Genomic DNA, 13,560 nt, shown 5'->3' with positions numbered 1-13,560 from the left:
AAAATAGAAAATAGACGTAAAAATCTATTCTCTTTGTTCTATTCTCTACTAATCTTCTTTCCCCGGGTTCAATACCTGTTAAAAAATATTGTTTAATCCATCCTTACAATTAGGCCTTAAGCTATAAGCTTTAAGCTATAAGCAATTCAATTTGCCTACAGCCTACTGCCTACTGCCTATTGCTAGAAAGTTCGGATAAAAATTTACAGTGTGAATAAAGAATTAATCATTAGATCTAGTTCTGAAGCCGTAGATTTTGCCTTATTAAAAGATGGAAAACTAATTGAATTACACAAAGAAGAAGAGAAAAGCAACTTTCAGGTTGGTGATATTTTTATTGCCAAAATCCGAAAACCAGTTGCTGGACTAAATGCTCGCTTTTGTAAATGTAGGCTTCGAAAAAGATGCTTTTTTACATTATCATGACTTAGGTCCAAACTTAGCTTCCCAACTGAAATTCATAAAACTTGTAAGCGCAGGTAAAATAAAAGATTTCTCCCTAAAAACCTTTCAGTTTGAAAAAGAGATTGACAAAGATGGCATCATTACTGATATTTTAAGTGCCAATCAATCTGTTTTAGTTCAAGTAGTTAAAGAACCTATATCAACCAAAGGCCCAAGAATAAGTGCTGAGCTTTCATTGGCTGGAAGATTTATTGTTCTAGTTCCTTTCTCTGATCGTGTTTCTATTTCTCAAAAAATAGAAGACAAAAAAGAAAAGGATCGTCTAAAAAAACTTGTTCTATCGATCAAACCTAAAGGATTTGGTGTTATTGTTCGTACAGTAGCCGAAGGCAAAAACGTAGCCGAATTAGAAAAAGATTTGCAGAACCTGCTTGGCAGATGGTCTGCAATGTGTAAAAAATTACCAACTGCTCATCATCCATCAAAAGTATTAGGAGAGCTTAACAGAGCTTCTTCGATATTAAGAGATGTATTCAATGATACCTTCAGCGGTATTCAAATAGATGACGAAGAGTTGTACCATCAAACGAAGGAATATCTGCAAGAAATTGCACCTTCAAAACAATCGATTGTGAAGTTTTATCAATCAAATGATACTCCAATTTTCGAGAAATACAATATAGAGAGACAAATCAAAACTTCTTTTGGCAGAACCGTTTCTATGAGTAAAGGTGCTTACCTTATCATTGAACACACTGAAGCTCTTCACGTTATAGACGTAAACAGCGGAAATCGTTCAAACAAAGCAACCAACCAGGAAGACACCGCCATGGAAGTAAATATGATTGCGGCAGAGAAATCGCCAGACAACTTCGTCTGCGAGATATGGGCGGTATCATAGTAGTTGATTTTATCGATATGTCTAATCCTGAAAATAGGAAAGTCTTGTTCGACTTCTTGCGAGAAGAAATGAGCGACGATAAAGCAAAACATAAAATATTACCGCCGAGTAAATTTGGTTTAGTCCAGATTACAAGACAGCGCGTAAGACCAGAAGTTAATATAAAAACTAGAGAGGAAGATCCAAACAATGAACATGGCGAAATTGAAGCGCCAATATTAATCATTGATAAAATCACATCCGATTTAGATAGAATTTTAAAAACCCACAAAAACGTTGTGCTTAATGTCCATCCGTTTGTGGTCGCATACCTCAGCAAAGGTTTTCCATCATTACGTTCAAAATGGTTTTTTGAACATAAGAAATGGGTGAAAATCATACCTCGTGACGCTTACACGTACTTAGAATATCATTTCTATGATAAAAAAGGAAATGTTATTTCAGAATAAAAAACAAAAAACCGCCTTTCGTGAGATTGGCGGTTTTTTTGTGCTTTATTTTTAGCGACTAATTTCACGAATGTACACGAATTATTTATGAGAATTTGTATAATTCGTGGCGAATATTATTTATGAAAAGCTGTGTCACCCTGAGCGAAGTCGAAGAGCCTTTCTATGTAAAAGGCTTAGATTTCGCTCAGCCGGACAAATAATAAGTCAAAAAAATAAAATTGGAATTTGGAATTTCAAAATTGGAATTTCTTTTCAATAGCTATTCCCTCACGATCTCAATTCTTCTCCTTATTTCATTTCCTGAAGCATCTACAACCGTAATATAATGTATTCCAGTTGTTGGCGTAATTGGCAGTTCATGAAAGGTTTTTGTTGTGGCTTTATAAACATCATCAATATACCAAAATAATTCTTTATCCCTTTCAGAATAAGCCACTTTTAAAATTACAGGCTGTACTTTGCTATTAAAATCCTTAGTCAAATAAATTTTGCTGTTTGCTTTTGGATAAATAAAATCCATTGTAGTGGTTTGCGTTCCCTCACAGCCATCTTTAAATGGTGGTAGAGGCAGGTATTCAATGTGCTGGCTTTTATAATACCAAGCCATTACAGGAGGAAGAACAAACCAATTTTTAGTCACAATATTTTCGACACTCTCGCGTATTGCTGTTTACCTGAAATTGTTCTGTTTTATCTACATGAATCGTTTTATGATATGGACAAACCTTTGTCGATTTTCCTTTTTTAGAAACCCATTGTTTTATTTTTGGACAGTTTTCTTTTGCCAGATATCCGCTTAAGCGTGCAAACCTCGACTTCTTCTAAATCCTTATAAGGCGTATCAAACCATCGTTGTCTAGGCATTAAATTAAAAACATCAAACAAAATTGGCGCCGCACTTGTTACGCCGGTAAGCGTTGGCCTTCCTTCTCCAGTTGCATTTCCAACCCAAATTCCGACTACATATCTTGAATTAGTGCCAATTGCCCATGCATCACGATTCCCGAAACTTGTTCCTGTTTTCCATGCAATTTTTAAGGAACTGTCATAAAACTTCCAAGCTTCATCTCCTTCCGGCCTGTTTACTTCTTCCATTGCATTATAAGTCAGCCAAATCGAGCCCGCACCCAAAATATTTTTCTGATTGGTTTCTGAACCGAAATCTGGTTTAAAATCATTTTTATAATTTAATTCGGTAAACTCTCGCGTTCTGTATTTAGCTTGATTTTTAGTATAATAATTTAATGTTGAAGATAGATTTGCATAGGTTCTGCATAAATCCCACAAATTACTTTCGGCACCGCCCAAAATAAGTGACAAACCGTAGTGATCTGGTGTTTTATTAATGTTTTTTAATTTAAAATTTTGAAGCTCTTCATAAAACTTATTTACTCCAAAATCCTGAAGCATTAAGACTGCAGGAATATTCAAAGAACGCGACAAAGCTCGATGTGCCGGCACTGCGCCATCAAAAGTTAGATTAAAGTTTTGTGGTGTATATCCTGAAATCTGCGTTGGAATATCGGCAATTAAAGTGTTTGGCAATATTTCTCCATCATCCAGCATTGCGCCGTATAAAAGCGGTTTCAAAATACTTCCCGTACTTCTTGGAGCATCAATAATATCAACGTCTTTTTGATGATCTTTGTCTGTTGGTGCATTGCCAACATAACTTATTACGTTTCTATTCTGCACATCAATCACCAAAATAGCTAAGTTATGAACTTCATTCTGCTTGTATTGATTGTAATAATACCTCGCAATTTGATTTACTCTATTCTGCAAAGCAAAATCTAATGTTGTTTTTACTCGGGTCCCTTCTTCATTTTTGGCAACTCTCTGCAGTAAATGCGGCGCAATTTGTGGTAGATCATAAGGCTTTTGCGGTAAAGGTTCTTCTATTGAAAGCTCATAAGTCTGCTTATCAATAATTCCTTCCTGATGCAATTTTAATAAAAGTCTGTTTCGTTTATTTAATAATTTAATCTGATTTTTGCCGGGATAAATTAAACTTGGCGCATTGGGTAAAACTGCTAAAACTGCATTTTCAGCCCAAGATAACTGATTGGACTGTACGCCAAAATAACGCCATGAAGCCATTTCCAGCCCGACGACATTTCCTCCAAAAGGCGCATGAGCGGCATACATTTCGAGAATTTCGTCTTTAGAATATCCCAATTCTAATCGGGTTGAAAGGATGATTTCAATCAGCTTTTCAAAATAAGTTCTCTTCTTTCCTTTTCTGGATAATCGAATAACTTGCTGTGTTAGAGTACTTCCTCCTCTCACAACTTTCCCTGCTTTTCTATTTTGCTTGAAGGCATTTATCATCGCTCCTGGATTAAATCCAGGATGTTTATAGAAGTATTCGTCTTCAAAATAAACAATGCACTTTTTGAATTTATCTGGAACACTGTCCTGTGCTGGAAAACGCCATTGTCCGTCGCGGGCAATTTTAGCGCCAAGCAGTTCTCCTTCTTTGCTTTCAATAACGGTTGAATAGGGTTCTTTAAATAAAGTTCGGGGTATCGAAAAATAGTAAATCAGCAAGAGCACAAATGCAATTGCTGATTTTATTTTGTTTCTTTTTATCCAGTTTAGAATGCGTTGGAAAAACGCTTTTAATTTATTTTTCAAAATTATTTTTAGTGTTTCGTATCCTAACAGGTTTTTAAAACCTGTTAGGTATCTATTTAGATTCCTAAAAGAAAATTAAAATATCTTCTTATCAAAAATACCTAACAGGTTTTTAAAACCTGTTAGGATAATCAAATATAATCCCTACTGATCAAGTAAATTTACATCATTAAGAACTCCTTCGTAAATCAATCTTCTTTCGTCGTGGCAAAATATGAAATTTTCCAAATCTTTAAATAATTCCACAATAAATTCCCGATCGATGCTACTTTGTTTATCTGATAAATAAGATCGATAAGACGAATGTTTATAAGAGTGAAATTCTTTAGAAAACTTATGCTTTACAGGATTTAAATGAACATAGATAATTAACTGCTTCAAATAATCTTCGTTTTCGATTCTATTTCTTTGTAAATGTTCCTGAAACAGACTTCCCGTTCTATCGTAAGCTTTGTTTATACTTTTAGAATAAGAATTAAATAAATTAGAAAATGGCAGATGCATTTTTTGTTTAAACTTTTCTGGCAGATCAATTTTATCTTTTATTCTTAGAACAATATGAAAATGATTTTTAAGCAGACAATAGGCATAAACATCTGCAATAGGCAAAATATACTTTTTAACCTTTTCTAGAAAATAGTTGTAATTCTTCTCTTCAATAAAAATATTCTCACTATTATTTCCTCGATTATAAACATGATAATACTGTCCCGCTTCAAAAACATCCTTATCCAAACTATCAATCTTTTTATTATCCTAACAGGTTTTTCAAACCTGTTAGGTATTTTATTTTATTATATATATTTCTTTTAAAACTCCATTTGATACCTAACAGGTTTTTAAAACCTGTTAGGATACGTGGTTATTTCACCACCTCAACCCAGAATCCTTTTGTTCTGGCTAAGAATGTATTATCATACATTGCTTCGCATTGCAAACCAGGTAAATAATAATTTCCTAAATATGACGCATTTAACAGAATTCTAAAGACTTTGGTTTCTCTTGCTTTCATTCCAAAATAGAAATTGGTTCTATCGTCGCGAATATCAATATAATCGGCAATATTATTTACTGCGTCTCCGTAATCTGTAAAACGCGTATTTACAATTTCAAATCCTGAAGGCAGAATTTGCGATAAAGCTACATTCTGAACACTTTCTCCTCTTTGATTTTTGATCGTAACTTCGGCCACAAACTCAGTTCCTTGAGTAATTTTAGAAACATTGATAACACTTCCTTTTCTGTTTTTGAAAACAATGTTGGCCGAAACATCATTTTGAACAGCATTTTCCTCCCCGATCGGCAATATACCTGTGTTCAGTACACGGACATAAATCGTGTTATTTTTATTGTTTTTTAATGTAACAATGTTTGTTCCAGATGTGACCGGCAAACTGCGATCAGCAACTGTTTTTTGAGTATTTATAGTTTCTCCCTTGCCATTTTTACTAAACTGAAGATTGATTCCTTTTGGACCATTACTAATAGCAAATTTCGACATAGAATATAAGCAATAAGCAGTTGTCTGTGTACTCATCCACTGATTAGCCGACATTTCTTTGGCTAATTTTGAAGCCATTGCAAATGCTTTTTGTTTTTGTCCTAAAAGCGAGCATGGTTTCCAAAGCCATTGCTCTATTTCTTTCGCTTGAACCGTAATAGTAGTAGCTATATCCATCTGAACTGCCATCAATATTGGTTTTCAAAAACAAACTTTGTCCTGCCGATTTTTGTCCAGCTAGAACATAAGTCACTGCCAAACGAAGCATACTTTCGTTCGAAATGCCTTTTGTTTCTCGCAATCTGTTCATTGATGATAAATCAGCATTTCCAGCTAAAGCTAAAGTATATAACCTATAAGCCTGAGCCAAATCATTACCATATTTAGGTTCAAAACGCCATTGTTTGGCTTCTTTTTGCTGATAGGACAACCATTTTGATTTGAAATTAATTGGCAGTACATAACCTTTTTTCTCTGCTTCGATCAAGAAATGTCCAGCGTATGAACTTCCCCAATCATCAGCAATTGCATTCCCCTGCCAGTATGGTAATCCACCGTTTGATAATTGGAAGTTTCCTAATCTTGCGATTCCAGCAACAATATTCTTTTGAATAATATCTTTACGTTTCGCATCAATATCAGCAACATCACTTAAGAACAATTGCGGGAAAACTGACGATGTAGTCTGCTCCACACAACCATGCGGATATTGGATTAAAAATTGCAGTCTTCCGTTTAAATTCATTGACGGCATTGACGAAACTTCCAATCTTGCTTTATTGCTTCCAGCAACACCAAACGTTTTCCACGAAAGTGTTTTAGAACTGTTTGGCGCCAGAACAACATCTGTATAGGTACTCGTAACTGGATTTGGGTTCGTCATATCAATTTCAACATCATAAACTGATTTCTCACTTCCAGAAGTTGCAATGACCTGTACTTTTGCTATTCCCGTTGCCGCACCTACAACCAAATTAAAATACGCCATTTTTTCGTCTGGCTGAGAGAAGTTCAATCTTTGAACGGCACTTCCCATTACTTTCAATCCGTTGCTGGTTTTTATCTGAATTGAAACATTTTTAATTTTGCTTTCAGTAGCAAAAACCGTTACCGGAAGCGTTACTTTTTCTGATGGCGAAATTTTTCTCGGCAATGAAGCCAAAACCATTAACGGGCTCTTAACCTGTGTTGCTTTTTCTACACTTCCATAGGCACTTGTTGTCGCGTCTCCCGCAACTACCATTGTTCTAACAGAACCGATATATTTTGGAAGTTTTAATTCGTGCGATTTCGTCTGTCCTTTTTCTAATTTGAACGGACCATAATACAACACAACTGGTTTGAATCGATTTGCCTTTTTAGCTTTTCCGCCACCTAAATCCTGATCACCACCAATGCTGAAAATCTGATTTATTTTTCCGCCATAAGCACCTATTACATCATCATAAATATCCCAAGTTTTTACTCCTAAAGCTTCGCGAACATAGAAACTATCCCAAGCATTTGGTGTTTTAAAACGTGTTAAATCCAAAAGTCCTTCATCGACAACGGCAATGGTATACGTCATTTCTTTACCAGATTTCTCGCCCACTTTTACCGTAAAAGGCTGTTCTGGTCTTAAAACATCGGGCATATTAATTGTTGGTGCCAAAATGGTGTTTTTATCGACAACTTCAATCGGAACAATTCCGTACATACGAATAGGCGAATCGTTTTTAGTGGAAGCATGAGGCTGTAATAATGTAATATTAAAATAGACATTTGGTGCCATCGCTCCCGTAATCGGAACTTCGACTTTTGTTTCACCATTTTTAGTTTCTGCCCAAATGGTCTGAATTACTCGAGATCCGTTTTCAACCGAAATCAAAGCACGTCCGCCCTCACTTGAAGGAAAAGAAATCTGCGCTTTTTCTCCCACAGCATAATTTTTTTTATCTGTAGAAAAAACTAACATGTTGGCTGTAGAAGCATCTCTATTTCTAGTTTTTCCTGACCAGACCGGCCAATCGATATTTACAGTCAATGCTGTTGCATGTCCTTCATCGGTATCTTCAACACGAATTAAATAACGTCCCCATTCCTCATCACTCAAAGAAAATTCAAAACTTCCTCTTCCGCTTGAATCGGTGCTGATCGTTTTGGTTTTATAAGAAGTTGTTGCATTCGAAGAATTATAATTCGACAAATTATCGCTTGAAGAATCCCACCACCAGCGCCAGTCTACTTTGTAAATTCTCACTTCCAGATTTCGAACCGCTTTTGGTCTTCCGTTTTCATCAACCGTAACGACATCAAAACGATTTGATGCTCTGGTTTCAAGCATATTGTATTTGTTGAGCTCTGGCGATTTTATACCTACATACGTTTTATAAGGAGAATAAGTCGTCGACATAACATCGGTACTAAAATCCCCGCCTTCTTCATACACTTTTGTAATAAATGAAGCGCGTAACATTCCCGGAGCCTGACCTTGCAGTCTTGGCTGAATATTTACTGATGCTTTTCCGCTTTCATTTAATTTCCCAGAGAAAATATTAATTTCTTCTGTACTAAACTGACGTACTAAATCATCAAAAGTAAATTTTTCATAACCTTTAAAAGTGGTAGTTTCTTCACGAGAATTTAGCCTGCATTTCTACATTTAAATTCTTAGCAATCGCACCATGAAGCCAAGTTACTTCAAGATTGTCTGTATTAGGATACGAAGACGAAAGTGTCTTTCTTGTAAACGTATTTTTGATTTTTAAACGATTCGGTTTGATCGTTTCTATTTTAATGCTTTTATAAAATTTAGCACCTCCCACGCTTACCATTGCTTCCCAATTTCCTGTTGGTGCTTCTGTACTTGTTGGAACTATAAAAGCGTAATGATTTAAATCGTTCGTTTTTTGAACCGTCTGGTAAACTGTTTTTCCGTTCGGATCATTCAATCTAAATTTAATTGGATGTGATTTCGGAAGTTTATTTGCCGCATCATTTAAAATGAAAGACAAATACAAATTATCGCCCGGGCGCCACACGCCTCTTTCTCCATAAATAAATCCTTTTAACCCTTTTTGTAAAGTCTCCCCAGCAACATCAAAATTACTCACAGACAGCGAAAGTCCGTCATCCAGTTTCACATAAGTTGATTGATCCCCCAAAGTAACGATAGCAAAATAAGCAAACTTATCCAGCTGAAAAGATGCAATTCCCTCGCCGCTTGTCGCCTCAGTTGCGATTTTTTGCTGTTGGAAATTGTACAAATCGACTCTTGCATTAGAAATAGGTTCTGTTGTAACAATATTATTTACCGCAAATAAATAGGATTTGTTTTCTCCTCTTTTGGCAATAACACCCAAATCTGTAGCTAAAATATTGGTCGCAATTCTAGCATTATAGTAATACGATCCACTGCAAGGATCTTGGCTTTCTCTCCAGTCATAATCATCATAGTACGAGTAATCATCGTACGAATCTCCACTGTAGTTTACGTCATTTTCATCTGCCTCCTCTTCCTCAACTTCCTCTTGTTCGCCATCAGATGTTTCGCATTTATACAAAGAGTATTTCTTTTTATATACAAATTCAACTCTGTAAATTGCACCTGGTTCTGGTTTTATAATTTTAGATAAATCCAAGGCATACGTATTCCATTTGGCAAGATTTACGAGTGTGCTTTCTTTTAAATTCAGTGTTGTTTTGGCAATTGGCTGTGCAACTTTTTTGAGATTTTGCCCGCCGTTTAATTCATTATATTGTAAAAACTGCAGAATATTATTTTTGTAAATCTTATACACTTTTACATCAACAGCACTTAAGTTTACCGCTTCAAAGTTTAATTTTAAATTATTTGAACTTGGCAGAATTGTTCCGTTTTTAATAAAGCGAACGTTTGGTTTTATCTGGTCAAATGAAATCTTTTCACTATAATTGGCTTCCATTTTTTTGCCGTATTGGCTTTCAATTCCTTGAAAAACTTCCAAAAGCAATTCGCCCGTAACAACTTGCTCCGGTTCTTCCTCTGGAACAACTTCAACAATATCTTCAGTTTGAACCGTATCAACAGCTACCGAAGCAGAGTCTACCGCAACTGCGGCAGAATCGACCGTTGCATAGGCAGGTTCTTCTTGTACTACTACGGGAGTTACTGGCTCTTTTTTAGCTGTGGCTTCATTCTTAAAATATACTTTCAGTAAATTTCCTTGAGTAGAAAATTTCAAGTTATTAGTGTTTTGAATCGAAACTAAACCTGCAAAATCCTGACCTTTTTCAAGAGGCTCAGAAAAGTTAATTAAAACCGATTGATTATTGCCATCTGGAACCTCAACTTTTACAATTTTAAATTCGTTGACACTTGTAATCGGAAAATCGATTTGTCCTTTCTGTTCAATATCAAAATCACTTCCGTCATATATAATCTCTAGATTTGATGCATCTGCAAGACGTTGAATACTATCAATTATAAAACGAAATTCTTTAGCTGGCCCCGCTACTTTCTCAAATTTAATTTTAAGATTATTTCCTTTTTGTTTGGCTTCTACCAACTTTTGAGCCGTTTCAAGATCAATATTATCTGCCGTTTTTAATACACAGTTTAAATATTGATATTCTTTACTATACGACTGGATGTCTCCTGTATTTATCGTAAAATCCTGTTTAACCGTTTTAACCGTGAAGTTGAATTTAGAAAGTTCTTTTTCCTTCTCTTTCGGAATTGCAGTCAGTTTATCTAGGTTTAAAGTAACCTGATATTCTGTTCCCATTTTTAGTTTTTTCTCCGGAATAAAAGCAATTGTATTGCTCGAAAGCGCGACAACTTTTCCGCTCACACTTGGCGAAATATCAAACAAATCACTATCTAATTCCTGATTGGGTTTCCACTCATTTTTATCAAAAGCCAAAACCACACGAATATCAGAATCCGAAGAAACGATACCGCCCGTAAAACTGGTTATATAATCTTTAAATAGTGAAAAATCGGAATTGAAATCTGCGACCGATTTTCTGCCGCAGGATTGAAAAATAAAAAACACAAAAAATACGAGACTTAATCCTTTTACTTTCACTTTTTATTGAGTGTTAATGGTTAACAATGACAGTGTAAATACGTTTTTACTACTAAAAGCCTTAACAGTAAAATACGAATTTAATTGTTATAAAAGTAAATTATTTTTTGTTTTATTTAAGAAGAAAATTCCCTAGTAATAATTATTTAACTTTTGTTGAAGTTATTAGAAACATTTTATAATTATTTGAAGCTGATCCAGCTGTCCGCTATATCTTTTCCCTGCTAAAGGAGCAGGAAAAAGGATATCGCTCCCATCTGGGCTAGGGCATTCATTTTCATGAGATTATCTAAAACTCCGCCCCCAGTTTTGAAAGGACATTATCTAATTGAATAAAATGTTCTTTCGTATTGGAAGCATAAGACAATTGATTTCCAGATGCAATTATAATTACATCGTCTGGATTATTTCCATAAAATTGTACTCCCTCAAGCCATCTTGCAAAGGAAACATTTTTATTATAGAAGTTTTTGGTTATAAAATTAACTTCCTGTTCGTCTAGTTCATAAAATGTATTACATGGAAAATCTAACGCAAATCCCGCCTGAAGAAAAGCCATAGCATTGAAGAAATCTTTTAAAGTTTCGGTTTCTACGGTCCAATCTTTTTGATCATAACTCATATAAACTGGCGGATTATCAAGAGCCAAATCGTCTTTATGAATTCCCCAAACACAAGCGTGCTGATTTTCAGTATAAAAAATCAAATAAGTATCATGATTATAATATTGAAACCTTTCGGGAACTATTAATGAATCTTGTGTTTGATTCAAACTGTGAATTTTACCCAACTCCGTATAATAATCAATAAATACTTTTGGAAGAGTTCCAAAAATGTTTTGGATCGTTTCAATTTCATCAGAACCAAATCCATTCGACTCTGTAATATGAAATAGTTCTTTTATCGTAGAAAAATCAGTCATCAATTCTAAATATTTACCTGAATATTATTTACGTCTCTCAACAAAAAAACGCTTCATTAAATCGGTCGCTTCGTTTGCCATAACGCCAGAAACTACTGTAGTTTTTGGATGCAGTTTTGTTCCCATATTTAGAAAGTCATGGCGCTCATCGCGTGCGCCAAAAACAATTTTCGAAATCTGGCTCCAATACAATGCGCCGGCACACATTTGGCAAGGTTCAAGCGTAACGTACAGCGTGCAGTCTTTCAAATATTTTCCTCCAAGGAAATTTGCGGCAGCAGTTATCGACTGCATCTCGGCATGCGCTGTAACGTCATTTAGTAATTCGGTTAAATTATGACTTCTTGCAATTACTTTATCGGCCACAACAATTACGGCACCAACAGGAATTTCGCCCTTTTCAAAAGCCATTTCAGCTTCCTGCAAAGCTTTCTTCATAAAATATTCGTCGGTGAAAGGATTTATCATAGTTGCAAAAATACTATTTTACTCTTTATTTTTTATTACATTTAAATCGTGATATTCAATTATGGAAAGAAAATATAAAATCAGCATTCCTGAACCTTGTCATGAAGACTGGAACAAAATGACGCCAAACAAAGACGGTCGTTTCTGCATGAACTGTTCTAAAACAGTTGTTGATTTTACTTCAATGCTTCCTGATGAAGTTCAGCATTTTTTTGTTCAAAATCAAAATGTTTGCGGCAGATTTAAGCAGTCGCAATTAGATTCTGTAAGTATTCAAATTCCAAGTCGAATTTTGTATGTGCAAACACAATATCGTAAAATGTTTTCACTAGCTTTATTTATTGCAATGGGAACAACTTTATTTAGCTGTGCCGACAAAAATGGCAATAAGAAAAAAATAGACAAAGTAGAAGTGGTTACAGACAATCTCGCCACTGAGCATACTATGGTTGGGACTCCCGCAATTGATGACACCAATACAAAGCAAGCAGTTGTACCGCCTCCGCCTCCGCCAAAAGTCGATCACGTTAAATTTGAAAAACCAGTTACTATAAGTTGTGGTGAAACTATTAAAGATAAAAAGCAATCTTCAAATACAGTTAAGGAAGAGGATTCACAATTTGTTACGGGAGCAGTAATGCAGACAAACGCAGAATTCCCAGGCGGTATTGATCAATTTTATACTTTTTTTGGTAAAGAATTTAAAAAACCAGACGATATCTATATCAAAAATCTCAAGATTAAAATCTCGTTTGCAGTAGAAAAAAATGGATCGATGACTTACATGCAGTCGGATCCTGCTATTGACAAAACTTTAGAGAACGAAATAATGAGAGTTCTCAGCATCTGTCCTAAATGGCGACCTGGAGAATCAAATGGTAAAAAAATAAAAATGCAGTATTCTTTGCCAATCGCATTTTAATCTAAATAAAAAAAGGTAAGAATATACTTCATTATAGTTATTTGCGTTTTTATTGTAAATTTTATTTATGAAACCTATATTCAAAATTACAATTCCAGAACCTCGCGGTGAAAATTGGGATGAAATGGCTCCTGATGAAACTGGAAGGTTCTGTATGTTTTGTAATAAATCTGTTATTGATTTTACAGGAATGTCGTCAGCTAAGATTCAACAATTTTTACGAAAAAATCACGAAAAAAAATTTGTGGAAGATTTGAAAATTCACAATTAGATTCTGTTCGCATTCAAATTCCAAGTCAGGTTT

5 protein-coding genes and 3 pseudogenes are annotated in these 13,560 nt (G+C 35.0%); 3 read left to right on the top strand and 5 right to left on the bottom strand.

All coding sequences use genetic code 11. The annotated features are described in order from the left end of the window. Positions 1-210 precede the first annotated feature (210 nt). Positions 211-1,755, top strand: a pseudogene (locus tag ACZZ95_RS08365) (Rne/Rng family ribonuclease). Between the two features lie 262 nt (positions 1,756-2,017). Here ACZZ95_RS08365 and pbpC read toward each other — a convergent pair. The 5 genes and pseudogenes from pbpC to ACZZ95_RS08340 all read right to left on the bottom strand — a co-directional run bounded on the left by pbpC (position 2,018) and on the right by ACZZ95_RS08340 (position 12,334). Then, positions 2,018-4,395: pseudogene (gene pbpC, locus ACZZ95_RS08360) on the bottom strand (penicillin-binding protein 1C). Between the two features lie 144 nt (positions 4,396-4,539). Further along, positions 4,540-5,130, bottom strand: a complete 591-nt coding sequence (locus ACZZ95_RS08355) for a transposase (protein ID WP_463468699.1) — start codon at positions 5,128-5,130, stop codon at positions 4,540-4,542. A gap of 127 nt (positions 5,131-5,257) precedes the next feature. Beyond that, positions 5,258-10,944 (bottom strand): annotated as a pseudogene (locus ACZZ95_RS08350) (alpha-2-macroglobulin family protein). A gap of 289 nt (positions 10,945-11,233) precedes the next feature. Continuing rightward, the gene (locus ACZZ95_RS08345; RefSeq protein ID WP_463468698.1) at positions 11,234-11,866 is read right to left on the bottom strand and encodes a hypothetical protein; all 633 of its coding nucleotides are present in this window, start codon (positions 11,864-11,866) and stop codon (positions 11,234-11,236) included. A gap of 24 nt (positions 11,867-11,890) precedes the next feature. Beyond that, positions 11,891-12,334, bottom strand: coding sequence for a nucleoside deaminase (locus ACZZ95_RS08340; protein WP_463468697.1), 444 nt, complete (start codon positions 12,332-12,334; stop codon positions 11,891-11,893). 61 nt (positions 12,335-12,395) lie between these two features. Here ACZZ95_RS08340 and ACZZ95_RS08335 point away from each other — a divergent pair, with 61 nt between their 5' ends. Both ACZZ95_RS08335 and ACZZ95_RS08330 read left to right on the top strand, forming a co-directional pair. Beyond that, the gene (locus tag ACZZ95_RS08335) at positions 12,396-13,256 is read left to right on the top strand and encodes a hypothetical protein (protein ID WP_463468696.1); all 861 of its coding nucleotides are present in this window, start codon (positions 12,396-12,398) and stop codon (positions 13,254-13,256) included. 67 nt (positions 13,257-13,323) lie between these two features. Next, on the top strand, positions 13,324-13,527 hold the full coding sequence (locus tag ACZZ95_RS08330; RefSeq protein ID WP_463468695.1) for a hypothetical protein: 204 nt from the start codon (positions 13,324-13,326) through the stop codon (positions 13,525-13,527). Positions 13,528-13,560 lie beyond the last annotated feature (33 nt).

Source organism: Flavobacterium sp. AC267, assembly GCF_979258715.1.
This window is presented reverse-complemented; position numbering and strand designations above follow the sequence as displayed.